The sequence below is a fragment of the uncultured Sulfitobacter sp. genome (assembly GCF_947497275.1).
In the GTDB taxonomy this organism is placed as follows: domain Bacteria; phylum Pseudomonadota; class Alphaproteobacteria; order Rhodobacterales; family Rhodobacteraceae; genus Sulfitobacter.
The window spans coordinates 317356-343397 of sequence record NZ_CANMFS010000002.1 but is presented as its reverse complement, the minus strand read 5'-3'; the positions used below and the strand labels follow the sequence as shown (position 1 = coordinate 343397).

The 26042-nt window shown below is 61.9% G+C and carries 30 protein-coding genes; 25 read left to right on the top strand and 5 right to left on the bottom strand.

Features of this window, described 5'->3' with window-relative positions:
• Window positions 1–41: 41 nt before the first annotated feature.
• Complete coding sequence (locus Q1A06_RS05600) at window positions 42–1250, bottom strand: cytochrome b/b6 domain-containing protein (protein ID WP_299559773.1); 1209 nt, start codon at window positions 1248–1250, stop codon at window positions 42–44.
• A gap of 149 nt (window positions 1251–1399) precedes the next feature.
• Between Q1A06_RS05600 and fabD the strand changes: the two genes are divergently transcribed.
• The 4 genes from fabD to Q1A06_RS05580 all read left to right on the top strand — a co-directional run bounded on the left by fabD (window position 1400) and on the right by Q1A06_RS05580 (window position 4248).
• Window positions 1400–2332 (top strand): ACP S-malonyltransferase, encoded by a 933-nt coding sequence (gene fabD / locus Q1A06_RS05595; protein ID WP_299559770.1) that lies wholly within the window; start codon window positions 1400–1402, stop codon window positions 2330–2332.
• Between the two features lie 40 nt (window positions 2333–2372).
• Window positions 2373–3110 carry a 3-oxoacyl-[acyl-carrier-protein] reductase gene (gene fabG / locus Q1A06_RS05590; protein ID WP_299559767.1) on the top strand — a complete coding sequence of 246 codons (738 nt, stop codon included), beginning with the start codon at window positions 2373–2375 and terminating at the stop codon, window positions 3108–3110.
• A 206-nt stretch (window positions 3111–3316) separates the two neighbouring features.
• Window positions 3317–3550 (top strand): acyl carrier protein, encoded by a 234-nt coding sequence (locus Q1A06_RS05585; protein ID WP_299559764.1) that lies wholly within the window; start codon window positions 3317–3319, stop codon window positions 3548–3550.
• Window positions 3551–3714: 164 nt separating this feature from the next.
• Entirely contained in the window at window positions 3715–4248 is a 534-nt protein-coding gene (locus tag Q1A06_RS05580; RefSeq protein WP_299559762.1) for a GNAT family N-acetyltransferase, read from the top strand.
• Between the two features lie 10 nt (window positions 4249–4258).
• Here the strand turns inward: Q1A06_RS05580 and Q1A06_RS05575 are convergent, their stop codons facing one another.
• On the bottom strand, window positions 4259–4768 hold the full coding sequence (locus tag Q1A06_RS05575; protein WP_299559760.1) for a YetF domain-containing protein: 510 nt from the start codon (window positions 4766–4768) through the stop codon (window positions 4259–4261).
• A 165-nt stretch (window positions 4769–4933) separates the two neighbouring features.
• On the opposite strand from Q1A06_RS05575, the gene fabF reads away from it, so the two are divergent.
• From fabF to cysE, 21 genes are all read left to right on the top strand, one after another.
• A complete protein-coding gene (fabF, locus tag Q1A06_RS05570) occupies window positions 4934–6193 on the top strand; it encodes a beta-ketoacyl-ACP synthase II (protein WP_299559757.1) in 1260 nt (419 codons plus the stop codon).
• Window positions 6194–7378 (top strand): endolytic transglycosylase MltG, encoded by a 1185-nt coding sequence (gene mltG, locus Q1A06_RS05565; protein WP_299559754.1) that lies wholly within the window; start codon window positions 6194–6196, stop codon window positions 7376–7378.
• A gap of 213 nt (window positions 7379–7591) precedes the next feature.
• Window positions 7592–7945 (top strand): hypothetical protein, encoded by a 354-nt coding sequence (locus Q1A06_RS05560; RefSeq protein ID WP_299559751.1) that lies wholly within the window; start codon window positions 7592–7594, stop codon window positions 7943–7945.
• A 52-nt stretch (window positions 7946–7997) separates the two neighbouring features.
• The gene (locus Q1A06_RS05555) at window positions 7998–9224 is read left to right on the top strand and encodes a terminase family protein (protein WP_299560561.1); all 1227 of its coding nucleotides are present in this window, start codon (window positions 7998–8000) and stop codon (window positions 9222–9224) included.
• A gap of 194 nt (window positions 9225–9418) precedes the next feature.
• On the top strand, window positions 9419–10591 hold the full coding sequence (locus Q1A06_RS05550) for a phage portal protein (protein WP_299559748.1): 1173 nt from the start codon (window positions 9419–9421) through the stop codon (window positions 10589–10591).
• On the top strand, window positions 10584–10805 hold the full coding sequence (locus Q1A06_RS05545; RefSeq protein ID WP_299559745.1) for a hypothetical protein: 222 nt from the start codon (window positions 10584–10586) through the stop codon (window positions 10803–10805). The genes Q1A06_RS05550 and Q1A06_RS05545 overlap by 8 nt, the downstream gene beginning before the upstream one ends.
• Window positions 10806–10831: 26 nt before the next feature.
• The gene (locus Q1A06_RS05540) at window positions 10832–11464 is read left to right on the top strand and encodes an HK97 family phage prohead protease (protein WP_299559742.1); all 633 of its coding nucleotides are present in this window, start codon (window positions 10832–10834) and stop codon (window positions 11462–11464) included.
• Window positions 11461–12636: a phage major capsid protein gene (locus tag Q1A06_RS05535; protein ID WP_299559739.1), complete on the top strand. Its 1176-nt coding sequence runs from the start codon at window positions 11461–11463 to the stop codon at window positions 12634–12636. Before Q1A06_RS05540 ends, Q1A06_RS05535 begins: the two co-directional genes overlap by 4 nt.
• 195 nt (window positions 12637–12831) lie before the next feature.
• Window positions 12832–13428: a head-tail connector protein gene (locus Q1A06_RS05530; protein WP_299560559.1), complete on the top strand. Its 597-nt coding sequence runs from the start codon at window positions 12832–12834 to the stop codon at window positions 13426–13428.
• Entirely contained in the window at window positions 13425–13763 is a 339-nt protein-coding gene (locus tag Q1A06_RS05525; RefSeq protein WP_299559736.1) for a phage head closure protein, read from the top strand. Before Q1A06_RS05530 ends, Q1A06_RS05525 begins: the two co-directional genes overlap by 4 nt.
• Window positions 13760–14170 (top strand): DUF3168 domain-containing protein, encoded by a 411-nt coding sequence (locus Q1A06_RS05520; RefSeq protein WP_299559733.1) that lies wholly within the window; start codon window positions 13760–13762, stop codon window positions 14168–14170. The genes Q1A06_RS05525 and Q1A06_RS05520 overlap by 4 nt, the downstream gene beginning before the upstream one ends.
• Window positions 14171–14210: 40 nt before the next feature.
• Complete coding sequence (locus Q1A06_RS05515) at window positions 14211–14639, top strand: phage major tail protein, TP901-1 family (protein ID WP_299559730.1); 429 nt, start codon at window positions 14211–14213, stop codon at window positions 14637–14639.
• Window positions 14640–14641: 2 nt separating this feature from the next.
• Complete coding sequence (locus tag Q1A06_RS05510; protein WP_299559727.1) at window positions 14642–14956, top strand: gene transfer agent family protein; 315 nt, start codon at window positions 14642–14644, stop codon at window positions 14954–14956.
• A complete protein-coding gene (locus tag Q1A06_RS05505; protein WP_299559724.1) occupies window positions 14953–15162 on the top strand; it encodes a rcc01693 family protein in 210 nt (69 codons plus the stop codon). The genes Q1A06_RS05510 and Q1A06_RS05505 overlap by 4 nt, the downstream gene beginning before the upstream one ends.
• Window positions 15155–15814: a phage tail tape measure protein gene (locus tag Q1A06_RS05500; protein ID WP_299559721.1), complete on the top strand. Its 660-nt coding sequence runs from the start codon at window positions 15155–15157 to the stop codon at window positions 15812–15814. The genes Q1A06_RS05505 and Q1A06_RS05500 overlap by 8 nt, the downstream gene beginning before the upstream one ends.
• A 15-nt stretch (window positions 15815–15829) precedes the next feature.
• Complete coding sequence (locus Q1A06_RS05495; RefSeq protein WP_299559718.1) at window positions 15830–16462, top strand: DUF2460 domain-containing protein; 633 nt, start codon at window positions 15830–15832, stop codon at window positions 16460–16462.
• The gene (locus tag Q1A06_RS05490; RefSeq protein ID WP_299559715.1) at window positions 16462–17349 is read left to right on the top strand and encodes a DUF2163 domain-containing protein; all 888 of its coding nucleotides are present in this window, start codon (window positions 16462–16464) and stop codon (window positions 17347–17349) included. The genes Q1A06_RS05495 and Q1A06_RS05490 overlap by 1 nt, the downstream gene beginning before the upstream one ends.
• The gene (locus tag Q1A06_RS05485) at window positions 17346–17786 is read left to right on the top strand and encodes an NlpC/P60 family protein (RefSeq protein WP_299559712.1); all 441 of its coding nucleotides are present in this window, start codon (window positions 17346–17348) and stop codon (window positions 17784–17786) included. The genes Q1A06_RS05490 and Q1A06_RS05485 overlap by 4 nt, the downstream gene beginning before the upstream one ends.
• Complete coding sequence (locus Q1A06_RS05480) at window positions 17786–21718, top strand: glycoside hydrolase/phage tail family protein (protein WP_299559710.1); 3933 nt, start codon at window positions 17786–17788, stop codon at window positions 21716–21718. The genes Q1A06_RS05485 and Q1A06_RS05480 overlap by 1 nt, the downstream gene beginning before the upstream one ends.
• Before the next feature lie 17 nt (window positions 21719–21735).
• Window positions 21736–22008 carry a hypothetical protein gene (locus Q1A06_RS05475; protein ID WP_299559707.1) on the top strand — a complete coding sequence of 91 codons (273 nt, stop codon included), beginning with the start codon at window positions 21736–21738 and terminating at the stop codon, window positions 22006–22008.
• A 74-nt stretch (window positions 22009–22082) separates the two neighbouring features.
• Complete coding sequence (gene cysE / locus Q1A06_RS05470; RefSeq protein ID WP_299559704.1) at window positions 22083–22895, top strand: serine O-acetyltransferase; 813 nt, start codon at window positions 22083–22085, stop codon at window positions 22893–22895.
• Between the two features lie 153 nt (window positions 22896–23048).
• On the opposite strand, the gene Q1A06_RS05465 is transcribed toward cysE, so the two are convergent.
• Genes Q1A06_RS05465 through Q1A06_RS05455 form a run of 3 tightly spaced genes read right to left on the bottom strand, consistent with a single transcriptional unit; the run spans window position 23049 to window position 26041 of the window.
• The gene (locus Q1A06_RS05465) at window positions 23049–24395 is read right to left on the bottom strand and encodes a pyruvate dehydrogenase complex dihydrolipoamide acetyltransferase (protein WP_299559700.1); all 1347 of its coding nucleotides are present in this window, start codon (window positions 24393–24395) and stop codon (window positions 23049–23051) included.
• Complete coding sequence (locus Q1A06_RS05460) at window positions 24395–24649, bottom strand: hypothetical protein (RefSeq protein ID WP_299559697.1); 255 nt, start codon at window positions 24647–24649, stop codon at window positions 24395–24397. Before Q1A06_RS05460 ends, Q1A06_RS05465 begins: the two co-directional genes overlap by 1 nt.
• 12 nt (window positions 24650–24661) lie before the next feature.
• A complete protein-coding gene (locus Q1A06_RS05455; RefSeq protein WP_299559695.1) occupies window positions 24662–26041 on the bottom strand; it encodes a pyruvate dehydrogenase complex E1 component subunit beta in 1380 nt (459 codons plus the stop codon).
• Between the last annotated feature and the right edge of the window lies 1 nt (window position 26042).

The following is a 26042-nucleotide window of genomic DNA, read 5'->3' as shown; positions in this document are numbered from 1 at the left end:
CTTTTTTCATGCGCTGTTTGCCAGCGCGGGAGAGGGTCAGGTTAATCTGAGCTTTCCGCCCGCGTCGCGACGAGCGTGATATCGACGCCGACATCGAAGGCAAGTGAGCTTTCGTCGTCCATATTGTCACCTATGCCGAACGTGCGACGGTCGAGTGTGAGAGAGGCAAGCATCTGCGCGCTGTCGCCTTCGATAAGCAGGCTGAATGGCATTGAGAGCGGCGCGGACTGGTCTTTGATCGTCAACATGCCTTCGGCGGTGAACCCGTCGACGCCTTTGATCAGGTCCGCCGTATAGGTAGCCGTAGGATAGGTGGATGTGTCGAAGAAATCCGGGCCCATCGCCTGGTCGGTGACGGAGCCCAAGGTCAGCGAGCCGATAGAGATCACCGCCGCGACCGAACCTGCCGGCCCGGTCATCACATTGTCGTCGTAGTCGATGCTTGCGGTCCAGTCGGCGAAGCGTCCCGTCACCTCGGAGCCGAATTGTGTGACGGTGATCGCGATTTCGCCATTCTGAACGGTCCATTCTGATACGACATCTTCGAGCGAAGCGCTGGCGACGGTTTCGCTTTCTTCGCTGTAAACGCTCAAAACGCTTCCCATCGCCAGCGTGCCTGCCCAGATTGTGATGGCGCACAGGATCGGGGCAGCGCCGTGCGACGTGGGTATGAGGGCGGGAATGTCTGCCGGGCGACCCAGCATACGGCGCAGCGTTGCGTCCTTGTCGATCAGATGGTGTTTGAGCGCCCCCGCAATGTGGGCAAGCAGCGTAAAGATCATCACCACGCCGAAAACCCAGTGTAGCCCGCCCGTCACGGCGGCGACGTATTCCGATTTCGGCACCAGTGGCAGGGATTGACCGAACGGCCACCAGATCGGCGCAAAGCCTGAGGTGGAGGCGTGATGTATCCAGCCCGACAGGGGCGACAGTACCAGCGAGCCATAGAGCAGCCAATGCGCCGTCTCTGCCAGCAATGTCTCGAACTTGCGGTCCGCGTGCAGGGGTGCCGGCTTGGGTTGCGAGATGGCCCAGACAATCCGCAGCAGTGCGACGAAGAAAACGGTAATGCCGAGCGTCTTGTGCAACGAGAACAGCCAGGCCTTGCGCGCCAATTGCTCGGAGGTCTCGTAGGGCAACTCCTCGGCGATGATCGCAACCGGAATGAGCGTCAGCACTAGAAGCGCCGTCAGCCAGTGAAAGCCGCGGGTTACGCTGCCGTAGCGAAGGGTCGTATTGGTCAAGGCCACGTCATGTCTCCTGTCCGTGCGTATCTGCGCAACAATACGCTGCGGGGCGAGCAGGGCAATGACCACCTGCGCAGATATGGTGTGCGCCCTTGTGGGACTGCGCCACCTTCGCTACACAAAACCCCAGTTTTCAGTGGAGAGGCACCGCCATGAGCACCGCATTCGTATTTCCAGGCCAAGGCGCACAGGTTATTGGCATGGGCCGCAGTCTTGCACAGGCCTATCCGGCGGCGCGGGACGTGTTCGACGAGGTAGACACGGCTTTGGGCGAAAAGCTGAGCGGTTTGATCTGGGACGGCGACATCGAGACGCTGACGTTGACCGAAAACGCGCAGCCTGCGCTGATGGCCACATCGATGGCGGCAATGCGGGCGCTGGAGGCAGAAGGCGTCGTAATCACGCGCGCCGATTTCGTAGCCGGGCACAGTCTGGGCGAGTATTCCGCGCTGTGTGCTGCAGGGGTATTTTCGCTGGCCGATACAGCGCGGTTGCTGCGGATCCGGGGTCGCGCGATGCAGGCGGCTGTACCGCAGGGCGAGGGCGCGATGGCGGCGATCCTGGGCCTTGGCGCGGATGAGGTGACGCGCATCGCAGCGGAGGCGGCGGGCGATGGTGTCTGCGCACTGGCTAACGAAAACGATCCCACCCAGAACGTGATCTCAGGCGATAAGGAAGCCGTCGAACGGGCGATCGCGCTTGCCAAGACAGCGGGCGCCAAACGGGCGCTGCCGTTGCCGGTGTCGGCGCCGTTTCACTGTGCGTTGATGGCGCCCGCTGCCGACGCGATGGCGCAGGCGTTGGGCGAAGTCACGTTGAACGATCCCGCCGTGCCGCTGGTGGCGAATGTCACGGCGCAGGCTGTGGGTACCGCCGGACCGATCCCGCAGCTTTTGGTGGATCAGGTCACGGGTCGGGTGCGCTGGCGGTCGTCTGTGGAGTGGATGGTCGCACAGGGCGTTACCGAGTTTTGGGAGATTGGTGCGGGCAAGGCGTTGTCCGGCATGATCCGACGTATCCACAAGGACGCGACGCTGCGCACCGTCGGCACCGCGGACGAGGTTCAAGACGCGGCCCAAAGCTGATCCGTCGTACGCCGGAGATTACTGGAATAAAGGAATCCACATGTTTGATTTGACAGGAAAATGCGCGTTGATCACGGGCGCATCCGGCGGGATCGGAGCGGATGTCGCGCGCGCGTTGCACGCACAGGGCGCTGTCGTTGGGCTTTCCGGCACGCGTACCGAACCTCTTGAGGCGTTGGCGGCGGAGTTGGGGGAACGGGCACACGTGCTGCCCTGTAACCTCAGTGATATGGCGGCGGTCGAGGCCCTGCCCAAGCAAGCAGTCGAGGCGATGGGAGCCGTTGATATCCTGATCAACAACGCCGGGATCACGCGGGACAATCTGTTCATGCGGATGTCCGAGGATGAATGGCAGTCGGTGCTCGACGTGAACCTGACCGCGACCTTCAAGCTGTGCAAGGGTGTGATGCGCGGCATGATGAAGGCGCGTTGGGGCCGGATCGTGAATATCTCATCCATCGTCGGGGCCACCGGAAATCCAGGGCAGGCGAATTACGCCGCATCGAAAGCGGGGATGATCGGGATGTCGAAAAGCCTTGCCTATGAAGTGGCAAGTCGCGGCATCACGGTGAACGCCGTCGCGCCCGGTTTCATCGAAACGGCGATGACCGACAAGCTGACCGACGATCAGAAATCGGGGATCATGGGGCAGATTCCGGCCGGCCGCATGGGCACGCCGAGCGAAATTGCCAGCGCGGTCGTCTATCTCGCCAGCGGTGAGGCAGGTTATGTCACGGGTGCCACCTTGCATGTGAATGGCGGTATGGCCATGTTGTGAGGGCGCTGTCGTGAAAGCGTTTGCGTCCCTAGCATCATATGCTAAAGGAAGCGCAGATTAACCCAGACGGGCGCTTGATTGTGACCCGCGCCTTGTGCGAGCAAGGAAAACGAGCCGCCCCTTTTGGGGCATTCTCCGGCCCTTCGAAATCTGGGAGGGCGGAAACCAAAAGGGGCCATGTGGCCTGATTGAGCGAGGACCAAAGTATGAGCGATGTCGCAGAACGCGTAAAGAAGATCGTTGTAGAGCATCTGAGTGTTGAAGAAGACAAAGTTGTCGAGAACGCATCGTTCATCGACGATCTGGGCGCTGACAGCCTCGACACGGTCGAGCTGGTGATGGCGTTCGAAGAAGAGTTCGGCATTGAGATCCCGGACGACGCGGCGGAGAACATCCAGACGTTCGGCGACGCCGTGAAGTTCATCAAAGAAGCTTCCTGAGTCCGTTCAGCCGTAATTGTCGGCAGAAAAATTCCAAGACGGCGCCACCCTTTGCGGATCGGCGCCGTTTTTCGTTTTTGGCCGAATTCTTGCTTGTCGGCGGCGCGCGTATCGGGTGAGGGTGACCGCCTGAGCACACTGCAAGAGTGAAGGTCATTCACCGGATGTCACGCACGATACCTACGATAAATACCTCCCGGCTGACGCTGCGCGCGATGCGCACCGAGGACTTTGCCCGATTTGCCGAGATATGGGCGAAGCCGGAAGTCGTGGCGCATATCAGCGGGAAACCCTGGCCCAAGGCGCGCAGCTGGGATTCGTTTCTGCGCAATGCCGGTCACTGGCAGATCACTGGGTTTGGGCAGTGGGCTATACAGGTTCACGGTGAGGCGTTGATGGCCGGGCAGACCGGCTTTTTCTTCGGATCACGCGGATTGGGAGACGAGTTTGATCCGTTCCCGGAAGCCGGCTGGGTTCTGGATCCGGCGGCGCAGGGGCGCGGACTGGGGATGGAAGCCGCGAATGCGGCGCATGATTGGTTCGACCGGGTCGTGACGGGACGAACCGTCTGCATGATCACGAAAGGCAACGTGGCCTCGCGCAAAATTGCGCATACATTGGGCTACAAGGACTTGCGCGACGCGCAGGTCGATGGCGAACAGGTGACGCTGATGACACGCAAGGGGCCGCCGGTTTGACGACGCACTATCATGTTGCCGCGCCACGCTTCACCCCGTCCAGCACTTCATGTGATATCTTTGGTCCGTCCTTCGGGCCGTGCAAGACACTGACGTCACCGGTCGTTTCCATGACAACGGCGCGCACATAGTCAAGGTTATAGGCGTTGGCTTCGCGCAACTTTGCCCAGAGATCGGATTCGGTCATGCCAACACGCTTCATGTTCTCGGCGATCATCCTGCCGTTTTCCATCACAAGCATGGGCGGGTTGTCGACGGCTGCCCGCATGGTCTGGACGCGGACACGCAGTTGCGAAATGACGATCTGGACCACGAATAACGCAGCGAAGGCGCCAATAAATACCCAGAGTTTGGTGCCCGAAGTCGTGACCGCACCTGCAAGAACCGACCCGATTGAAACGGTGATCGCGAAATCGAAACCCGACATCTTAGAAAAACTGCGCAGACCGTGCAGACGGGTGAGCAGGATAATTGCAGCTATGCACGCAATGGCCCTGAGAAGAATATCCAGCACGTCCATGAAGTTCGCTCCTTTTTGTGAAGAGCCAACTGGCAGTGACGCGCAAGGTTCCGTCGCGATTGATTTTGGCGGCAATCCGCGCGCGGGGGATGGCCTGCGCCCTTGAACAAAACCGCTTTTGCACGGTATAGCCGATCAAGCAGTAAACACCGGAAGGCTTAGCAGATGCGCAGAGTGGTCGTGACAGGTTTGGGATTGGTGACACCGTTGGCGGACGGTGTCGAGGAAAGCTGGAAGCGGATCCTAGATGGCCGATCGGGCGCGGGCACGATCACGGGTTTTGACCCAAGCCGCCTTGTCACCCAATACGCTTGCGAGGTGCCCTTGGGCGACGGGACCGATGGTACGTTCAACGCCGATAAATACATGCAGCCTAAAGAGCAGCGCAAGGTCGATACATTCATCATGTTCGGCATCGCCGCCGCGCAGCAGGCGGTGGAAGATGCCGGTTGGATGCCGGAGGACCGCGAGAGTCTGGAGCGCACCGGTGTCCTGATCGGTTCCGGCATTGGCGGGCTCAATTCCATCGCAAACACGGCTGTCATGATGCAGGAAAAAGGCCCGCGTCGGGTGAGCCCGTTTTTCGTACCGGGGGCATTGATCAACCTGATTTCCGGTCAGGTTTCGATCCGGTATGGGTTCAAGGGGCCGAACCATTCGGTGGTCACGGCCTGTTCCACCGGTGCGCATGCTATTGGTGATGCAAGCCGTCTGATCCAGTACGGTGACGCGGACGTGATGGTTGCAGGCGGCGCGGAGGCCGCGATTTGCGAGATCGGGATTGCCGGTTTCAATGCGTGCAAGGCGCTGTCGACCAAACGCGGCGACGCGCCGCAGAAAGCAAGCCGGCCCTATGATGCGGACCGCGACGGGTTTGTCATGGGCGAAGGCGCGGGCATCGTTGTTCTGGAAGAGTACGAGCACGCCAAGGCGCGCGGCGCGAAAATTTACGCCGAAGTGATCGGCTATGGCCTGTCCGGCGACGCCTACCACATCACCGCGCCGTCCGAGGACGGGGAGGGCGGCGAGCGGTCGATGCGGGCGGCATTGCGTCATGCGGGCAAGGAACCGAAGGATATCGACTATATCAACGCGCACGGCACATCGACCATGGCCGACACCATCGAATTGGGTGCCGTTGAGCGAATGATGGGGGAGCATGCGGGCAAGGTAACCATGTCGTCGACGAAATCCGCGACCGGGCATCTTCTGGGCGCCGCTGGCGCGATCGAAGCGATCTTCTCGATCCTCGCGATCCGCGACCAGATCGCGCCGCCGACGATCAATCTTGAGAACCCGGCGGTGGAGACCAAGATCGATCTGGCGCCCAACAAGGCGGTGAAGCGTGAAATCAACGTCGCACTGAGCAACTCGTTCGGGTTCGGTGGGACGAATGCGAGCGTTCTGTTCGGGAAGGTCGATTAAATGTGGCGACACATTGCGGCCAATGCGATCACGTTTCTCATGCTTGGCCTTTTCTTGCTTGGGGGGCTGATCATCTGGGGCAAGTCGCAGTACGACTCTCCCGGGCCGCTGAGCCAGGCGATCTGTGTGCAGGTCGAGCGGGGCTCTTCGATGGGCAGGGTCAGCGAAGACCTCGCGGAGCAAGGGGCGGTGACATCCTCGGCGATCTTTCGCATCGGTGCGAGTTATGAGGAAAAGACCAGCAAGCTGAAGGCCGGCAGCTTTCTGGTAGAGCCGGAAGCGAGCATGCAAGAGATCGTGGATGTCGTGACACGCGGCGGCGCGAGCACATGCGGTACCGAGATCGTCTATCGCATCGGTGTGACCCGCACGAGCGTTCAGGTGCGCGAGCTTGATCCGGCGACGAACCGGTTTGTCGAGCGGGCGGAGTTCACGCCGGGCGAGGAAGAAACACCTGACGAATACACCGAGATGCTGGCGAAAGCGGACACGCGGCTGCGCATAGCGATGGCTGAGGGCGTCACGAGCTGGCAGGTTGTGAACGCGCTTAACGGTATGGAAGTGATGAGCGGTGAGGTGTCGGATGTGCCCGCCGAGGGCGCGCTTGCGCCTGATAGTTACGAGGTGCGCAAGGGCGATGACCGCGCGGCCCTGTTGGCACGGATGGAAGCCGCACAGGAGGCGCAATTGGCCGCCGCATGGGAGGCACGTGATCCGGAGCTGCCCATCGAGAGCCCGGAAGAGCTGTTGATTCTCGCATCTATCGTTGAGAAGGAAACCGGTGTGGCCGAAGAGCGCGGACAGGTAGCGAGTGTGTTCGTCAACCGTCTCAATCAGGGGATGCGGTTGCAGACGGACCCGACCGTAATCTACGGCATCACCAACGGAGAAGGGGTGCTGGGGCGGGGACTGCGGCGCAGCGAGTTGCGGCGTGAGACGCCCTACAACACCTATGTCATCTCGGGTCTTCCGCCCACACCGATCGCCAATCCGGGTCGTGCGAGCCTGATGGCGGCGGCCCAGCCGGAAGAGACAGGATACATCTTCTTTGTGGCGGACGGTACCGGCGGGCATGCATTTGCGACGACGTTGGCCGAGCATAACGAGAACGTCGCACGCTGGCGCCAGATCGAGGCGGAACAGGGTGCTGCGGCCGCAGGGAACGCATCTACAGGCGGCAACTAGAGTTACCGCGCCGAGCGGTCAATTAACGATTTTGTCAAGCAACGCACGGGGTTAGCAGTTTATGTTAACCCCGTTTTTCTTGACTTTTCGTCCTTTTCTCGATAGTAATATTCCTTGCTAGGAGAACTGGCAGAGCGGCTGCGTCATTCCTGTCGTGACCCGCTGTGCCACTTTTTTCGGTTGGAGATACCCAAGCGGAAGGACCGATATCGGATGACTGTTAGCACCCCGGCGTATCACCTCGACGAGCTTGCCGACGCAGAAGCCCTGTTTGCCTCTGTCAAACGCACGTTGGGCGAGTTGAGAGAAGAAATAGAGAGCCTGAAGGAACGGGCCAGAGCCGGGGAGGATATCAATGCAACCGCAGCGGCCAAGACAATCAGTGCTGCCACTGATGTCATCGGGCGCTGCCAGAAAGCGGAGCTGATGCTGTATGACTGCCGAAACAGAAAAGCCGGAATTGCACGTGGCGGGGTCGCGCTTGACCTCGACCGGGTGCGGGCTGACATCGGGTGCAAGCTGGATCGGCTCCGCAGCGCCATCGGTACAGGAACAATTCCTGAATGAGCTGGGGGAGGGGGAGCTTCGTGCTCTCCCTTTTTTATTCGATTTCTGGGCGATGCCGCACCAGTTGCCGCCGGAGGGAGACTGGCGGTCCTGGGTCATCATGGGCGGGCGCGGTGCGGGCAAGACGCGGGCCGGCGCCGAATGGGTGCGGTCGGTCGTCGAGGGATCGCGACCGCTGGACAAGGGCCGTTGCAGCCGAGTGGCGCTTGTCGGCGAGACAATAGATCAAGTGCGGGAGGTCATGATATTTGGAGACAGTGGGATATTGGCCTGCTCGCCCGAAGATCGCAGGCCGGATTGGGAGGCGACGCGCAAGCGGCTTGTGTGGCCCAATGGGGCGATAGCGACCGTTCATTCGGCGCATGATCCCGAAGGCCTGCGCGGTCCGCAATTCGACGCGGCCTGGGTGGACGAGATCGGCAAATGGAAGAAAGCGCAGGAGACGTGGGATATGCTGCAATTCGCGCTGCGGCTGGGGGATCGCCCGCAGGTTTGCGTGACAACGACGCCGCGCAATGTTGGCGTGTTGAAGGACTTGTTAAGGTCGCCCTCGACGGTGGTGACACACGCGCCCACCGAAGCCAACCGCGCCAATCTGGCGGCGTCGTTTCTGGAAGAGGTGCGCGCGCGCTATCGCGGTACGCGGTTGGGGCGCCAAGAGCTTGACGGCGTTCTGCTGGCGGATGCCGAGGGAGCGTTGTGGACATCGGCGATGCTGGAGGCGTGTCGGGTCCGCAATGTACCAAGGCTTGACCGGATCGTGGTCGCGGTGGACCCGGCAACGACCTCCGGCGCGGCGGCGGATGAGTGCGGGATCGTCGTGGCGGGCGTGCAAAGCAGCGGACCGCCGCAGGACTGGCGGGCCTTCGTGCTGGCCGATTGCACGGTGCGCGGACAGGGGCCGAGCGGATGGGCGCGCGCGGCGATTGCCGCGATGGAGCAATTCGGCGCGGATCGTTTGGTGGCGGAGGTCAACCAGGGAGGCCAGATGGTGCAGGAGGTTATCCGGCAGATTGACCCACTGGTGCCGTACAAGGGAGTTCACGCGACACGGGGCAAGGTGGCACGTGCCGAACCCGTCGCTGCGTTATACGAGCAGGGGCGGGTACGTCATCTACCGGATCTCGATGCGCTGGAAGACCAGATGACGCGGATGACGGCACGCGGCTATGAGGGGGGCGGGTCGCCTGACCGTGTCGACGCGCTGGTCTGGGCGTTGCACGAACTGATGATCGCGCCCGCTGCGAAATGGCGGCAGCCCGGCGTACGTACCCTTTAGGGGGGAAGTGTCTTGCGTTTGACGATGGGGAGGGCTTCGGTCCTCCCTTTTTTCGTTTCGGGCAGGGTCCGCCCGCGCAACGCACGGTGTGGTCCGGTGGGTTTAATCCTTTGGTGAGAGATTGTGTTTCGAAGCGTTGAGGCAGTCACGGCTGCTGCGGGACATGGGCAAGACTTGGGCAAGGAGCGAGCGGGATGATGTTTGATTTTCTACGGCGCGGGGCGGAAGAAGTGGCGGAGGTGAAGGCGTCTGCCACGGGGCGGGTCGTGTCGGTGCAAAGTGCCGGGTGCGTGGCGTGGAGCCCGCGTGACACGGTGTCTTTGACGCGGACGGGGTTCTTGGGCAATCCGGTTGGCTTCCGGTCTGTCAAGCTGATTGCGGAGGCGGCTGCGGCGCTGCCTCTGGTTTTGCAAGACACGACGCAGCGGTTCGAGACACACCCTTTGCTGGCGCTGCTGGCGCGGCCGAACGGCGCGCAGGGGCGGGCGGAACTGCTTGAGGCGCTCTATGCACAGCTGTTGCTGTCGGGTGATGGGTACGTCGAGGCGGTGGGCGGTGAAACCGGTGTGCCGCTGGAGTTGCATGTGCTGCGATCCGACCGGATGTCTGTGGTGCCGGGGGCGGATGGCTGGCCGGTGGCGTATGAATATGCGGTCGGGGCGCGCAAGCACCGGTTTGATGCCACCCAGGGCATGCCTGTGTGTCATGTGCGCAATTTCCACCCCCAGGACGACCACTACGGCTTTTCGCCGATGCAGGCTGCGGCGATGGCGATGGACGTGCACAATTCCGCATCGCGGTGGGCGAAGGCGCTGCTCGACAATGCGGCGCGGCCTTCTGGGGCGATCATCTACAAGGGCGCCGAGGGGCAGGGCACGCTGAGCAATGACCAGTACGACCGGTTGGTGAGCGAAATGGAGAGCCACCATCAGGGCGCGCGCAATGCCGGACGTCCGATGCTGCTGGAAGGTGGACTGGACTGGAAGCCGATGGGCTTTTCCCCGTCCGACATGGAGTTCCAGAAGACCAAGGAGGCTGCGGCGCGCGAGATCGCGCTCGCCTTTGGGGTGCCGCCGATGCTGATCGGTATTCAGGGCGACGCCACCTATGCCAACTATCAGGAGGCAAACCGCGCGTTTTACCGCCTGACCGTCTTGCCGCTTGCGACGCGGGTGACCGCGGTGCTGGCGCATTGGCTCTCCGGCTTTACCGGCGAAACGGTCGAGGTGAAGCCCGATCTGGACCAGGTACCGGCGCTGAGTGCGGAGCGCGATGCGCAGTGGGCGCGGGTTGCGGGGGCTGCATTCCTGACCGAGGCAGAGAAGCGCAAGCTGTTGGGATTGCCTGCGGTGGCCGCCGATGAGTGAGCATCCCGTCGAGCGGTTTCAATGCGCGCCGGGAATGAAATTGCAGGCGCACGAGCAGGTCAGTGCGATCCATTTTGCCAACCTTACACACAGGTTGAACCGGATCGAGGTGATGATCGAGCGATTGGAGCGTCGGCTTTGGCTGACGGTCTACGGGGTGGTCGCGGTCATCCTGGCGCAGGCGGTGCAGTCATTTCTGGTGGTCGCACCCTAGGCGAAAAAATCAACAAGGAGACATCCATGATTATGAATGGAAACGACTTCGGGCTGGTCCCGGAGACCGGCGGCGGGTTGCCCGGTCTCGAGCGAAAATTCATTGCGCTTGACGAGGTGGCGAAGGTGGACAGCGGCGTCGAGATAAGCGGCTACGCCAGCTTTTTCGGAGCGGTCGACCAGGGCAATGATGTGGTCGAAGCCGGTGCTTACGGGACGAGCCTGAAGGCACTGGCGGCGGCGAAGCGCGGTGTGAAAATGCTGTGGCAGCACGATCCCGCACAGCCCATCGGCGTCTGGGACGACGTGCGCGAGGACGCCCGTGGCCTGTTCGTGAAGGGGCGCATCCTGAAATCGGTTGGGAAGGGGCGTGAAGCGATTGCCCTGATCGAAGCAGGTGCGATCGACGGTCTGTCGATCGGCTACCGCACGGTGAAGGCGACGAAAAATACCAAGGGCCAGCGGCTCTTGCAGGAACTGGAGCTTTGGGAGGTGTCGCTGGTGACTTTCCCGATGCTGCCCAGTGCGCGGGTGGCGGCGAAGGCTGGCGGTTTTGTCAGTCTTGGTGAGATCCTGCGCGACATGGCGGCAGATTTCGATGCGGCGCGGGCCGAATTGAGATCGCCGCAGACAGCAACCAAACGGGGGAAATGCGCATGAGCATGACCGAAGAGAAGGCCGTGGGAAATGACTTGTCCCCGGCTGAGGACGTGCGGCGGGCCGTGACCGGCTTTGTCCACGAATTCAAAGGCTTTCAAGCCGACATTGAAACGAAACTTCAACAAACAGAAGAGCGAATGAACATGCTGGACCGCAAATCACTGAACGCTGCACGCCCTCCTTTGGCGGCTGCCACCGATGCGGGCGCACCGCATGAGAAGGCCTTTAACGCCTATGTGCGTACCGGCGATGACGACGGCCTGCGCGGTCTGCAGCTCGAGGGCAAGGCGCTGTCCACGGCGGTAAATTCCGACGGGGGCTATCTTGTTGATCCGCAGACATCGGACATGGTGAAATCGGTGCTTAACACCACTGCGTCGATCCGCGCGATCGCATCCGTGGTTAATGTGGAGGCGACGTCCTATGACGTGCTCGTTGATCATTCGGACGTCGGTGCCGGATGGGCCACGGAAACGTCGACCATCGGCGAGAGTGACACGCCGCAGATCGACCGCATCACCGTACAACTGCACGAGTTGAGCGCATTGCCTAAGGCGTCGCAGCGTCTGCTTGACGACAGTGCGTTCGACATCGAAGGCTGGCTTGCGGGCCGTATCGCGGATAAATTCGCGCGGGCCGAGGCGAGCGCGTTCATCAACGGTGATGGGATCGACAAGCCCAAGGGTGTTCTTGCGCACAGCACGGTCGACAATGATGTATGGGCCTGGGGCAATCTGGGTTACGTGCCGACGGGCGTTTCTGGCGAGGTTACAGCCGATGCCATCGTGGATGTGGTCTATGCGCTGGGTGCACAATACCGTGCCAACGCGAGCTTCGTGATGAACTCCAAGACAGCCGGAATCATCCGCAAGCTCAAGGATATGGATGGCCGCTTTTTGTGGTCCGATGGTCTGGCGGCGGGCGAACCTGCGCGTCTGATGGGGTATCCTGTGTTGATTGCCGAAGACATGCCTGATGCGGACGCGAATGCGACGGCGATTGCGTTCGGTGACTTCGCTGCGGGTTACACCATCGCCGAGCGCCCCGATCTGCGTATCCTGCGCGACCCCTTCAGCGCCAAGCCGCATGTCCTTTTCTACGCAACCAAGCGTGTGGGCGGCGATGTAAGCGACTTTGCGGCGATCAAGCTTCTGAAATTCGGCGCTTCCTAAGACGGAAGAACCGAAGCCGGTGCGGGGGCATTCCTTCGTGCCGGTCCGGGCGCGCGTCCCTGTCTAGACCCTTCGTGTTGTCTAGCAAGCTCCCCTCCGACCGAGCAACGCGGAGGGCGGGACGGGCGCCCGGTACTGGGAAGCCTCCCGCATGCGGGGCGGCCGGAGTTGAGCGAAGTTGAGAGAGGCTTTGAGATGTTGATCGAAGAGACAAACGTGCCGGACGATGCCCTGCCGGTGGATACGTTCAAAGCGCATATGCGCATGGGAACGGGGTTCGCCGATACCGAGGTGCAGGACGTCGTTTTGCGTGGATTTTTGCGCGCTGCGATGACGGCGATCGAAGCCCGCACCGGCAAGGCATTGATCGAGCGCGAATTTACCCTGTCGGTCAACGCGCTGCGAAACAGCCAGGCGCTGGCGCTGGGTATGGCACCGGTCACTGTGATAGCTGCGCTGACACTTGTGGCCCACGACGGCGCGAGCCAGGAGATAGATCCGGCTGCGTATTGGCTGGAACGCGACACCCAAACGCCGCGCTTGAGAGCGGCTGGAGCGGCTTTGCCCTGTCCGGATAGGGGTGGGGAGTTGCGGCTGCGTTTTCTGGCGGGTTTCGGACCCGATTGGGACGACGTGCCCAGCGATCTTCAGCAGGCGGTGCTGATGTTGGCCGCGCATTATTATGAATATCGCCACGATACCGGGCTGAGCGGTGGCTGCATGCCATTTGGCGTGACCAGCTTGATCGAGCGGTACCGCAATCTGCGTCTAGGCGTCGGAGAGCGGGCATGAGCGCGCCGCGACTGAACAGGCAGCTCGTGCTCGAAGCACCTGACCTGTTGCATGACGGAGCGGGCGGTTTCGTAGCGGGATGGGTGCCACTGGGCGTCCTGTGGGGTGAGATCGCCGCGCGCACGGGGCGCGAAGCCGCGTTGAGCGGCGCGCCGGTCAGCCGTATGACATTCAGGATAACGGTGCGCGGGGCACCGGTTGGCAGCGCCGAGCGGCCTACTGCCCAGCAGCGGTTCCGCCTTGGCACGCGGATTTTCACGATCGAGGCGGTGGCGGAGCGCGATGTAAGCGGACGTTATCTGACCTGTTTTGCGCATGAGGAGCAGGTGGTATGAGCTATGCGGTTTCAGCGGCACTTCAGACCGCCGTTTTCGACGCGCTCAGCGCAGACGCCGCGCTTGCGGCGGAAGTGGGGGCGTCGGTCTACGATGCGGTGCCCGCCGGCAGCGTGCCCGACATCTACGTCCAGCTGGGCAGCGAGACTGTCCGCGATGCGTCAGATGGCAGCGGCGGGGGCGCGGCGCACACACTCAACGTCTCGGTCATCACGACGCTTCCTGGATTTGCCCGCGCCAAGCGTGCCGCGGCCGCGATCAGTGACGTTCTGCACAATGCCGATCTGGATCTGGTGCGGGGGCGTCTTGTCTCGCTGCGCTTTGACCGGGCAACGGCGCGTCGGATCGATGCGGCGAGCGCGCGACAGATCGATCTGCGGTTCCGTGCGCGGGTGCAGGACGACTGAAGACCCGACTGATTTCAAATTTCTTAAAGGAGTACACAGAATGGCTGTTCAGGCAGGCAAGGATCTTTTGGTCAAAGTGGACATGACCACCGATGGCAATTTCGAAACGATTGCTGGACTGCGCGCGACGCGGATCAGTTTCAACGCCGAGGCGGTGGATGTGACATCGCTCGATTCCGAAGGCGGGTGGCGTGAATTGCTCGCAGGGGCCGGGGTGCGGTCTGCGGCGATCAGCGGATCGGGGGTTTTCCGCGACGAGAGCACGGACGAGCGGGCGCGCCAGCTGTTGTTCGACGGGCTGACGCCGGATTTCCAGATCGTGATCCCCGAGTTCGGTGTGGTCGAAGGGCCGTTTCAGCTGACTTCGCTGGAATACGCGGGTCAGTTGAACGGCGAAGCAACGTATGAGCTGTCGCTCGCGTCAGCCGGTGTGCTGCGCTTTGTTCCCTATATCGAGCCGGTCGTCTGAGGATGGGTAATCGGTGGCGCGGAGAGGTGGCGTTGACGATTGATGGTCAACGCCACCGGATGAAGCTGACGCTGGGTGCGTTGGCTGAGTTGGAGGAGGCCCTTGAGGAGCCGTCGCTGGTGGCGCTGGTCGAGCGGTTTGAAGGGGGTCGCTACGGCACACGCGATGTGCTCGCGCTGCTGGTGGCGGGATTGCAGGGTGGCGGTGTGCGCATCGACGCGCGCACCCTTGCGCGGGCCGACATCGACGGCGGCCCGATGGCCGCGGCGCAAGCGGCGGCGGAGCTTTTGGCGCGGGCGTTCATGGTGCAGGCGTGAGGGCCGGTTTCGACTGGCCGGCGCTGATGCGGGCGGGATTTCACGGGCTCAGGCTGACGCCGGACGCGTTCTGGGCACTGACACCCGCAGAGCTGCAGCTGATGCTGGGGGCAGGCGGCGGCGGTACGGCGCCGCTGCTGAGCGGAGGACTGGATGCGCTGATGGCGGCCTATCCGGACAAGCAAAAGGATCACGATCATGGATGACGAAACCATTGACGCGCTCGGGACGGATGCGCAATCGCTCAACCAGACGTTGGGACAGACCAGCGTTCTGGTGTCCGGCTTCGACAGCGAATTGCGCCGGATGCGGACATCGCTGGCTGGGACGGGCAAGGACGTAGCCGCGCTGGAGCGCGGGCTCAGCCGCGGGTTGCGCAAGGCGTTCGACGGTGTCGTTTTCGACGGTATGAAGCTCTCGGATGCTCTGACAACGGTGGCGCAATCGCTGTCGCGCTCGGCCTACAGTGCCGCGGTCAAGCCAGTGACCGATCACTTCGGGGGGATGATCACGCAAGGGGTCACGGGACTGGTGCAGGGGATACTGCCCTTTGCGAAAGGCGCGCCGTTCAGCCAGGGGCGTGTGATGCCCTTTGCCGATGGCGGTGTGGTCAGCCAGGCGACGCATTTCGGTATGCGGGGCGGCATGGGCGTAATGGGCGAAGCGGGACCGGAGGCGATCATGCCGCTGGCGCGCGGCCCTGATGGCAAGCTTGGTGTGCGCGCAGGCGGGAGCGGCGGTGCGCCGACGGTGGTGATGAACATCTCCACCCCCGATGCGGCGAGCTTTCAGCGATCTCGCGCCCAAATCGCCGCACAGATGACCCGCGCGCTGAGCGCCGGTCAGAAAAACCGTTAAGCGAGGGGATGAGAGATGAATTTTCACGAGGTTCTGTTTCCGCCGGATTTGAGTTTCGGCGCGTTGGGCGGTCCGCAGCGCCGGGTCGATGTCGTCACGCTTGCCAATGGCTATGAAGAGCGCAACACGCCCTGGGCGCATTCGCGCCGGGTCTATGACGCGGGGTTGGGCATGCGGTCGCTCGATGACATCGAGCGGGTCATCGCCTTTTATGAGGCTCGGTTCGGACAAATGTTCGGTTTCCGCTGGAAGGATTGGTCAGACTATAAATCGAGCCGCCCGTCGGCGGCCATTGCCTATGACGATCAGGACATCGGCACCGGCGATGGTACGCGGACGCAGTTCCAGATCATCAAGACGTACCGGTCCGGCGGTCATGCCTATGCGCGGCCCATCACCAAACCGGTGGTCGGCAGCGTCCTGGTTATGGTGGAGCAGGACGAAAAGCGTGAGACGATCGATTACACACTGAACTCAAAGAGCGGAATGATCGTGTTCAATCATCCGCCCGATCCCGACACGCGGGTGTACGCGGGCTACGAATTCGATGTGCCGGTGCGTTTTGACAGCGACAGGATCCTGACCAACATCGCAAGTTTTCAGGCCGGGCAGGTGCCGGATATTCCGATCCGCGAGGTGCGCGTGTGATGGTTGATTTCAATGCAGAGCTGGCGGCACACCTGAAGGGCGGTCCGACCACCGTGTGCCACGCCTGGGCGATCACCCGCCGCGATGGCAAGGTGTTTGCCTTCACCGATCACGATCTGCCACTGTCCTTCGCGGGCATCACCTTTCGTGCGGATACCGGGCTGAGCGCGCTTGCGCTTGCGCAGTCGACGGGCCTGTCGGTGGACAACACCGAAGCCCTGGGTGCGCTGAGCGATGCGTCGCTGCGCGAGGATGAGATCGAGCAGGGGCGCTTTGACGGCGCGGACGTGCGCGCGTGGCTGGTGAACTGGGCTGATCCGTCCCAGCACTGGCTGAATTTTCGCGGCTCCATCGGGGAGCTGACGCGGACAAACGGTGCCTTCCGTGCGGAATTGCGCGGGCTGACCGAAGCGTTGAACCGTCCGCTGGGGCGGGTCTATCAGAAACCGTGTACTGCTGTGCTGGGCGATACCTCGTGCCGCTTCGATCTGGGGCGCGACGGTTATGTGCACGCGTTGCCTGTCGACATGGTAAAGAACGCACGGCAGTTTGTGTGGGATAATTTCCTGTCTTTCGATGCGGATTGGTTTACGCGGGGACGTCTCGAGATCCTGACCGGTCCGGGCGCAGATCTTTGGGGGACGATCCGGAGCGACCGTATCGAAGACAATAAGCGCATTGTCGAGTTGTGGGAGCCGCTGCGCGGGCCGGTCGAGACTGGCACGCAGGTACGGCTGGTCGCGGGATGTGACAAGCGCACGGAAACCTGTCGGCTGAAGTTCAATAATTTCGACAACTATCAGGGCTTTCCGGATGTGCCCGGTGAAGACTGGGTGGTGTCCATTCCGGCGAGCAGCAAATCGAACACTGGCGGATCGCTCCGGTGATCCGTGCGGATCTGATCGCCGCTGCGCGCGGCTGGGTCGGCACGCCCTACGTGCATCAGACCTCCACCAAGGGCGCGGGCTGTGATTGTCTGGGGCTGGTGCGCGGTGTCTGGCGCGAAATCTATGGCCGCGAGCCCGAAGCGATACCGGCCTATTCGATGGATTGGTCTGAACCGCAGGGCGAAGAGCGGCTTTGGGCGGCGGCTCTGCGGCACCTGACGGCGAAACCCGTCGGCGCCATGCAACCCGGTGATGTTGTGCTGTTCCGGATGCGTCAGGGATCCGTGGCAAAGCATCTTGGCTTGCTCTCGCAAACCGATGACCGGCCCCGGTTCATCCATGCCTATTCCGGTCACGGCGTGGTGGAAAGCCCTCTGAGCGTACCGTGGCACCGACGCATTGTGGCGTGTTTCGAATTTCCCGAGGAGGTTACCTGATGGCGACGATATTATTTTCAGCAGCGGGTGCGGCTGTAGGCGGCTCGATCGGGGGCACGGTGGCGGGAATCTCGTCCGTCGCCGTGGGGCGTGCCGTTGGCGCGACATTGGGGCGCGTCGTCGATCAAAAGATACTTGGGTCCGGCGGGCAGGCGGTGGAGACGGGCAAGGTCGACCGATTCCGTCTGACCAGCGCCGGCGAGGGCGATCCTGTCAACCGGATCTACGGGCGGCTCAGGTTGGGCGGGCAAGTGATCTGGGCGTCCGACTTCGAGGAAGTCGTCACGAACAGCGGCGGCGGCAAGGGCGGCAGCCCGGAGCCGCGCACCTCGCAATACAGCTATTCGGTCAATTTGGCGATTGCGCTGTGCGAAGGCGAGATCACAAGCGTTGGGCGTGTTTGGGCCGATGGTGAAGAGATTGCGCCCGATAGCCTGAACATGCGGGTCTATACCGGCAGTGCATCGCAATCGCCCGATCCGCTGATCGAGGCGATCGAGGGCGCGGGCATGGTGCCGGCCTATCGCGGGACGGCCTACGTCGTCATCGAGGCACTGGCGTTGCAGCGTTTCGGCAACCGTGTGCCGCAGTTCTCGTTCGAAGTGATCCGGCCCGAGCAACGCGGCGCACCCGGCGCGTCGCACGCTCTGAGCTACGGTGTGGAGGGGGTCGCGCTCATTCCGGGAACCGGAGAGTACTCGCTTGCGACGACACCTGTCAGCTACGAAGGCGACAACAACGCGCGTTGGAGCGCCAACATCAATTCGCCGTCGGGAAAGACCGATTTCCTGACATCGCTGGAGGCACTGACAGAAGAGCTTCCCGAACTGAAGGCCGCGTCGCTTGTCGTGTCCTGGTTCGGCTCCGACTTGCGGATTGCTGAATGTACCGTGCGTCCCAAGGTCGAAGATACGGAGATAGACGGCGACGAGATGCCGTGGCGCGTTTCGGAACTGCCGCGCAGCGCGGCGGAAGTTATCACGCGCGGGGCCGACGGGCGCCCGATCTATGGCGGTACGCCTGCCGACGCATCGGTTATCGAAGCGATCCAGGCGATGAATGCCCAGGGCAAGGCCGTGATGTTCTATCCCTTCATCCTGATGGACCAGCTTGACGGCAATGATCTGCCCAATCCCTACACCGGCGGGCAGGGACAACCGGCGCTGCCGTGGCGCGGTCGGATCACGACTGAACGTGCGCCCGGACAGGCCGGCTCCACGGACGCAACACCAGCCGCCGCCGATGAAGTTGCCACATTCTTCGGGACTGTCACGGCCGCGGATTTCACGATGGAGGATGGCGTCGTCAGTTATACAGGCCCGGATGAATGGACGCTGTCGCGCTTCATCCTGCACTACGCGGCCCTGTGTCATGCGGCGGGTGGCGTCGATTCCTTCTGCATCGGATCGGAATTGCGCGGCATCACCCGCATTCGCAGCGCGCGCAACGTCTTTCCGGCGGTGGATGCCCTGCGCGCGCTGGCCACCGAGGTGCGCGCGCTGGTGGGAGGCCAGACGAAAATCAGTTATGCAGCCGACTGGAGCGAGTATTTCGGATTCCAGCCCCTCGATGGCAGTGGCGACCGCCTGTTTCACCTTGATCCGCTTTGGGCGGATCCGCAGATCGATTTCATTGGGATCGACAACTATATGCCGCTGTCCGATTGGCGCGAAGGCACCGCGCACCGCGACGCACAGGAGTGGGATTCAATTTATAACCTCGATTACCTGAAATCGAATATCGAGGGCGGTGAAGGGTATGACTGGTATTATGCAGCGCCCGAAGAGCGCGAGGCGCAGATCCGCACGCCGATCACCGATGGTGCACATAACGAGCCCTGGATCTATCGCTACAAGGATATACGCAACTGGTGGGGTAATCTGCATTATGATCGGATAAACGGCGCGCGGCAGAACACGCCGACCGGCTGGGTGCCCGGGCTCAAGCCGGTGTGGTTCACCGAATACGGATGCGCGGCCATCGACAAGGGCACCAACCAGCCGAACAAGTTTCTGGATGCAAAATCTTCCGAAAGCCGTTTGCCACAGTATTCCGACGGTTCGCGCGATGACTATATGCAGATGCAATACCTGCGTGCGATGATCGACTATTGGGCGAAACCCGAGAACAATCCGCAGGGCATCGAATACGAAGGCCCGATGGTCGACATGCGGCGCGCGTTTGTCTGGGCATGGGATGTGCGACCCTATCCATTCTTTCCCGGCAACCGTGATCTGTGGAGCGACGGCGACGCCTACGCGCGGGGCCATTGGCTGAACGGGCGTGTATCCTCGCGCAGTCTTGCCTCTGTCGTCGGCGAGATCTGCCGCCGGGCGGGGGTGGAATCCTACGATACCACGACGCTATACGGCGTTGTCCGTGGGTATGGGGTGGCAGAGGTTGGTGACGCGCGCGCGTCCTTGCAGCCTTTGATGGTGCGATACGGCTTTGACGCTGTCGAACGCGATGGAACGCTGGTTTTCAGGATGCGGGACGGATTGCGCGACACCGCTTTGGATCCCGACACCTTTGCAGTCAGTAGCGAGATTGACGGCACGCTTGTCCAGACACGTGAAGCCGAAGCTGCGCTGTCGGGGCGCGTGCGGGTCCGTTTCATACAGGCGGACGCGAATTACGAGGTCATCACCGAAGAAGCGGTGCTGCCGGATGAGCGTACCCATGCGGTCTCTGCCACGGAATTCACGATGATGCTCACCCGCGCCGAGGGCCGTCAGGTCGCCGAGAGATGGCTCAACGAGGCACGCATTGCGCGCGACACCGTGCAATTTGCACTACCGCCATCAAAGCTTTCGGTGCGGGCCGGCGACGTCGTGCGTCTGCCAGCGGATCAGAACGAGGGGCCATCGCTCTACCGTGTGGACCGGGTTGATCAAGCGGAGTTTCAGCAGATCGAAGCCGTGCGCGTCGACCCGCAGATTTACGAGGCCGCACCGATGGAGGACGATCAGGTGCGTTTGCGGCCCTTCGTAGCGCCGGTTCCGGTCCTGCCGCTGTTCCTCGACCTGCCTTTGCTGAAAGGCGATGAGGTGCCTTTCGCCCCCTATATCGCCGCAACTGCGATGCCCTGGCCGGGGAGTGTCGCGCTCTATAGCAGCCAGACGGAGCAGGATTTCGGTATCAACACGGTCCTGCCAATCCGCGCGACCATCGGGGTCACGCGCTCGCCCCTGCGCGCGGCAGCCGCTGGCTTGATTGATCGGGGCGATGATCTGGAGGTCAGGCTGGTATCCGGTCGTTTGGAAACTGTGACGGAACAGGCGCTTCTGAGCGGGGCGAATCTGGCAGCGATCGGGGACGGCAGTTCGGACAATTGGGAGGTGTTCCAGTTTCGGCGCGCCGAGCTTCTGGCACCGGGGACCTACCTGCTGGGCGGGCGTTTGCGCGGGCAGGCGGGGTCGGACGGGTTGATCCCCGGTGTGTGGCCGGCGGGATCGCAGTTCGTGTTGCTCAACGGTGTACCGCAGCAAATCGAGCTGGGGCGGAACCTGCGCCGGGTCGCGCAATACTACCGGATCGGACCGGCCCAGCGGGCCGTCAGCGATCCGTCTTATCGGCAACTGCAGCGAGCGTTTGACGGCAACGGATTACGCCCCTATGCGCCAGCGCACCTAGCGGCGACGCGGCGGTCGGATGGCGATATCACGTTCGGCTGGATCAGAAGAACGCGCATCGACGGCGATGATTGGGAAGGTCCGGAAGTGCCTCTGGGAGAGGAAAGCGAGAGCTATCTGCTGCGGATTCTGAAAGACGGCGAGACCCTGCGCGAGGTCATTGTTTCACAGCCGGAGTACACCTATTCCGCCCAACGACAGGCATCTGACGGGGCTTCCGGCGAAGTTGCGGTAGAGGTTGCCCAGATCTCCGCCACCTACGGGGCGGGTCTGTCGCAGCAACTTTCCATCGCGATTTGATGCGGCGGATCGGTCTGATGGATCTGCACCACGCTGCGCGCGCGGTGCAGATGGTGCCGCCGCCCGCGCGCCGTGCCTTTAGCGACGGTCTGCTGATGCGTGCACATGCGGCGGATAAATACGTAAAGCGTCTGCGCAAACTGCATCCGCTGTGGGGCGACGGCAGCCTGCGCGCCGCCGCTCTTGCTTGTGCGCAGGCGGATGACAGCGCGCCGCACGATCCATCCTTGCGCGGATGCTATCACTTGGTCCTGCAATCCATTGACTGCAGGGCACCTATGGGCCGATAATTGCGGCTCTTCGTGTTTGCGTTTCGTGACCGCGTGCTAAATAGAAGAGGTAAGTGCGAAAAGGAGCTGCAGTCATGGCTAACCCGAAACCGAACATTGCCTCCGTCGATCCCGTTTGGGAGCGTATCAAACACGACGCGGAAACGGCCGTGGCCGATGAACCGCTGATCGGTGGCTTCGTCCACGCAACCATCCTGCATCATCCTTCACTGGGCAGGGCATTGAGCTACCGCATGGCGGCAAAGCTGTCGTCGAACGAGATGTCGATGATGGTGGTGCGTGAGGTGGTCGATGATGCCTATGCGGACGATCCATCGTTGGTGAATGCCGCGCGCGCCGATCTCCTGGCAATCTACGAGCGTGACCCGGCCTGCCACCGTCTGTTGCAACCGATTCTGTATTTCAAGGGCTATCAAGCCGTGCAGGCCTACCGCGTTGCGCATTATCTTTGGGTTCAAAAGAAATACGATCTGGCTTATTTCGTGCAGATGCGGGTGTCGGAGATTTTCGGTGTCGATATCCATCCGGCGGCGCGGATCGGCAAGGGTATCATGATCGACCACGCCCACTCTGTCGTGATCGGCGAAACCGCCGTTGTCGGTGACAATGTGTCGATGCTGCATTCCGTGACCCTTGGCGGGACCGGCAAGGAAGAAGAGGACCGGCATCCGAAGATCGGCGATGGCGTCCTGATCGGAGCGGGGGCAAAAGTGCTTGGCAATATCACGATCGGTCATTGCAGCCGTATCGCCGCCGGATCCGTCGTGCTCGACTCTGTTCCCGCGTGCAAGACCGTAGCGGGCATTCCCGCGCGCATCGTAGGTGAGGCGGGATGTGACCAGCCTGCAATCTCGATGAATCACATGCTCGGACCGTGGGACGAATAGAACGCGCCCATCATAGTGTTATCCCACGGTCCGGGGGCACTGACTTGGATTAACCGAATATGCGACCAGACGGAAACCTTCGGGGCCGTCTTGTTTACGCAAGATTGCCCTGTAATTGCTGGGCAACGCAACGCGGGGCGACCTTAACGGTGATCAAGCGAGCATGGTCATCGGCGCTTCGAGATTGTCCTTGATCGCTCCGAGCAATTCTGCGCCAAGCGCACCGTCGATAACCCGGTGATCGACCGACAGGGTCACGGACATTACAGTCGCGACGGACAACTCGCCATCCTTGCCCACAACCGGCTTTTTCACACCCGCACCGACGGCGAGGATCGCACCGTGTGGTGGATTGATCACCGCGTCGAAATTGTCGATGCCGAACATGCCAAGGTTCGAGATCGCAAAGCTGCCTCCTTGGTATTCCTGCGGGCTCAGCTTGCGGTCGCGGGCACGCCCCGCGAGATCCTTCATCTCCGCGCTGAGGGTTGAGAGCGACTTGTGGTGCGCGTCGCGCAGCACCGGCGTGAACAACCCACCGTCGATGGCCACCGCCACCGCGACGTCAGATGGGGTAAGCTGCAAGATCCGGTCGCCCGCCCACACAGCATTCGCCGTTGGCACCTGTTGCAGGGCCAGCGCGCAGGCCTTGATGATGAAATCGTTGACCGACAGCTTCACACCCCGCGGCTCAAGTTGCTTGTTCAGCTGCGCCCTGAACGCCATCAGCGCATCAAGCTGGATATCACGGCGCAAGTAGAAATGCGGCACGGTTTGCTTGGCTTCCGTCAGGCGGGCGGCAATCGTTTTGCGCATCCCGTCGAGTTTAATTTCGGTATAATCGCGGCCTTCGTACATCTTGGCCACCGCGTCGGCGGACGGACCCGGCGACATGGCAGCGGGGCTGGATGCTTTGGCTTCCTTTGCCTCCTGCGCCGTCGCCGTCGGCACATCCGATTTGCTTTGCCCCTCTACATCGGCTTTCACGATGCGGCTACGCGGACCGGAGCCTTTGATCCCGGACAGATCCAGACCTTTCTGAGCGGCGATCCGGCGCGCAAGCGGTGACGCGAAAATGCGATCGCCCTTTTCATCCGTGCCCGCAGCCGGGGCTTTCTTCGTGTCGTCCGACGCATCTGTTTCGCCACGCCCGTATCCGGCCGCTGGTTCGGTTTTCGACGAAGCTTCGGCAGGTGCTGGGTCGGACGCCTCGTCCTCTTTCGGTGCCGACGTATCGCCGATATCATCCGCGCTTTCGCCCTCTTCCAGCAGCACGGCAATAGCGGTGTTCACCTTGACGCCTTCGGTCCCGGCCTCGATCAGGATCTTTCCAATGGTGCCTTCATCAACCGCCTCGAATTCCATCGTGGCTTTGTCAGTCTCGATCTCGGCAAGCAGATCGCCGGAGGATACAGTGTCGCCTTCCTTGACCAGCCATTTGGCCAAAGTACCTTCTTCCATCGTCGGAGAGAGGGCGGGCATCAGGATTTCGGTTGGCATCAGTTGATCTCCTCGATCATCAAACGGCCCCACGGAGCCTTCACGATCCCGCCGCTTTGCTTGGCCATGCAGGCCTGTAGGATCTGCGGAAAATTGGCGCGCAAAAAGTCGAAATGCGCGGCCTCGTCCGCATCTCGCCCCAGTTCGTCCGCAATCATGTCCAGCGGGACAGAGATACGGTGGTGCGTGCCGGCTTCCTCGATCGTCATGACATAGGCGTCTCGGGCGGTGTCGAATTCGAACTTGTCTTTCATTTCGCGCGCCTCTTAGCGGTAGGTGACTGTTTTGACGGCCTCGATCACCTCTTGCGTGGTGACAAGCGCGTGCTTTTCAAGGTTCGCGGCATAGGGCATTGGCACATCCTTGCCGGTGCAGCAGATGACCGGCGCATCAAGGTAATCGAACGCCTCCTGCATCACCACCGAAGAGATATAGTTGCCCACGGATCCCTGCGGCCAGCCTTCCTCGACCGTTACCAGACGGTTGGTTTTCTTGACCGATTTGAGGATCGCGCCGGTATCCATCGGACGCAGGGTGCGCAGGTCTATCACTTCGGCCTTGATGTCGTCCTCGGCCAGTTTGTCCGCCGCCTCGAGCGCGTAGGTCATGCCGATGCCAAAGCTCACGATGGTCACATCGTCGCCCTCGCGCCAGATGCGCGCCTTGCCGAACGGCACGGTGTAATCGTCCAGTTCGGGCACGTCGAAAGAGCGGCCATAGAGGATTTCGTTTTCGAGAAAGATCACTGGGTTGGGATCGCGGATCGCGGTTTTCATCAGCCCTTTGTAGTCGGAGGCCGCATAGGGCATTGCGACTTTCAGACCGGGGATCTGCATGTACCACGCGGCATAATCCTGGCTGTGTTGGGCGCCGACGCGCGCTGCCGCACCGTTTGGGCCGCGAAACACCATCGGCGCGCCCATCTGGCCACCGGACATATACAGCGTCTTGGCGGCCGAGTTGATGATGTGGTCGATCGCCTGCATCGCAAAATTGAAGGTCATGAATTCGACGATGGGCTTCAATCCGCCGAACGCCGCGCCCACACCGATCCCGGCAAAGCCGTGCTCGGTGATTGGCGTGTCGATCACGCGTTTCGCGCCGAATTCATCCAGCATCCCTTGGGTAATCTTGTACGCCCCCTGATACTCGGCCACCTCCTCGCCCATGATGAACACGGTCTCGTCCCGCCGCATTTCCTCGGCCATGCCGTCGCGCAATGCCTCGCGCACCGTCTGCTGCTTGAGCGTCGTGCCCTCGGGCCAGTCGGGCGATGTATCCGTCTCAGGCTCGGGATGGGTCTTGCTTTCCGCAGGTGCGGTCTCCGATGACTGCTCCTTGTCGGCGGCGACAGGGGCGGAGGCTGCCTCGGACTTGGCGCTTTCGATGTCGTCCTCGCTTTCGCCTTCTTCAAGCAGGACGGCAATGGGCGTGTTGACCTTCACGCCCTCGGTTCCGGCTTCGATCAGGATCTTGCCGATGGTGCCCTCATCCACGGCCTCGAACTCCATCGTCGCCTTGTCGGTTTCGATTTCGGCCATGATATCGCCGGACGACACGGTATCGCCTTCCTTGACCAGCCACTTGGCCAGCGTGCCTTCTTCCATCGTGGGGCTCAGGGCGGGCATCAGAATTTCAGTTGCCATG

Bases quoted from the DNA above. Each gene is read 5' to 3' on its own strand.
- Q1A06_RS05520 (WP_299559733.1), top strand. From the start codon at position 13,760: ATGAGCTATGCGGTTTCAGCGGCACTTCAGACCGCCGTTTTCGACGCG.
- Q1A06_RS05555 (WP_299560561.1), top strand. From the start codon at position 7,998: ATGCCGCACCAGTTGCCGCCGGAGGGAGACTGGCGGTCCTGGGTCATC.
- Q1A06_RS05460 (WP_299559697.1), bottom strand. From the start codon at position 24,649: ATGAAAGACAAGTTCGAATTCGACACCGCCCGAGACGCCTATGTCATG.
- Q1A06_RS05455 (WP_299559695.1), bottom strand. From the start codon at position 26,041: ATGGCAACTGAAATTCTGATGCCCGCCCTGAGCCCCACGATGGAAGAA.
- Q1A06_RS05545 (WP_299559745.1), top strand. From the start codon at position 10,584: ATGAGTGAGCATCCCGTCGAGCGGTTTCAATGCGCGCCGGGAATGAAA.
- Q1A06_RS05550 (WP_299559748.1), top strand. From the start codon at position 9,419: ATGATGTTTGATTTTCTACGGCGCGGGGCGGAAGAAGTGGCGGAGGTG.
- Q1A06_RS05585 (WP_299559764.1), top strand. From the start codon at position 3,317: ATGAGCGATGTCGCAGAACGCGTAAAGAAGATCGTTGTAGAGCATCTG.
- Q1A06_RS05535 (WP_299559739.1), top strand. From the start codon at position 11,461: ATGAGCATGACCGAAGAGAAGGCCGTGGGAAATGACTTGTCCCCGGCT.
- Q1A06_RS05510 (WP_299559727.1), top strand. From the start codon at position 14,642: ATGGGTAATCGGTGGCGCGGAGAGGTGGCGTTGACGATTGATGGTCAA.
- Q1A06_RS05515 (WP_299559730.1), top strand. From the start codon at position 14,211: ATGGCTGTTCAGGCAGGCAAGGATCTTTTGGTCAAAGTGGACATGACC.
- Q1A06_RS05490 (WP_299559715.1), top strand. From the start codon at position 16,462: ATGGTTGATTTCAATGCAGAGCTGGCGGCACACCTGAAGGGCGGTCCG.
- fabD (WP_299559770.1), top strand. From the start codon at position 1,400: ATGAGCACCGCATTCGTATTTCCAGGCCAAGGCGCACAGGTTATTGGC.
- Q1A06_RS05480 (WP_299559710.1), top strand. From the start codon at position 17,786: ATGGCGACGATATTATTTTCAGCAGCGGGTGCGGCTGTAGGCGGCTCG.
- Q1A06_RS05540 (WP_299559742.1), top strand. From the start codon at position 10,832: ATGATTATGAATGGAAACGACTTCGGGCTGGTCCCGGAGACCGGCGGC.
- Q1A06_RS05465 (WP_299559700.1), bottom strand. From the start codon at position 24,395: ATGCCAACCGAAATCCTGATGCCCGCCCTCTCTCCGACGATGGAAGAA.
- Q1A06_RS05580 (WP_299559762.1), top strand. From the start codon at position 3,715: ATGTCACGCACGATACCTACGATAAATACCTCCCGGCTGACGCTGCGC.
- Q1A06_RS05475 (WP_299559707.1), top strand. From the start codon at position 21,736: ATGGATCTGCACCACGCTGCGCGCGCGGTGCAGATGGTGCCGCCGCCC.
- mltG (WP_299559754.1), top strand. From the start codon at position 6,194: ATGTGGCGACACATTGCGGCCAATGCGATCACGTTTCTCATGCTTGGC.
- cysE (WP_299559704.1), top strand. From the start codon at position 22,083: ATGGCTAACCCGAAACCGAACATTGCCTCCGTCGATCCCGTTTGGGAG.
- fabF (WP_299559757.1), top strand. From the start codon at position 4,934: ATGCGCAGAGTGGTCGTGACAGGTTTGGGATTGGTGACACCGTTGGCG.
- Q1A06_RS05500 (WP_299559721.1), top strand. From the start codon at position 15,155: ATGGATGACGAAACCATTGACGCGCTCGGGACGGATGCGCAATCGCTC.
- Q1A06_RS05560 (WP_299559751.1), top strand. From the start codon at position 7,592: ATGACTGTTAGCACCCCGGCGTATCACCTCGACGAGCTTGCCGACGCA.
- Q1A06_RS05495 (WP_299559718.1), top strand. From the start codon at position 15,830: ATGAATTTTCACGAGGTTCTGTTTCCGCCGGATTTGAGTTTCGGCGCG.
- Q1A06_RS05525 (WP_299559736.1), top strand. From the start codon at position 13,425: ATGAGCGCGCCGCGACTGAACAGGCAGCTCGTGCTCGAAGCACCTGAC.
- Q1A06_RS05530 (WP_299560559.1), top strand. From the start codon at position 12,832: ATGTTGATCGAAGAGACAAACGTGCCGGACGATGCCCTGCCGGTGGAT.
- fabG (WP_299559767.1), top strand. From the start codon at position 2,373: ATGTTTGATTTGACAGGAAAATGCGCGTTGATCACGGGCGCATCCGGC.
- Q1A06_RS05575 (WP_299559760.1), bottom strand. From the start codon at position 4,768: ATGGACGTGCTGGATATTCTTCTCAGGGCCATTGCGTGCATAGCTGCA.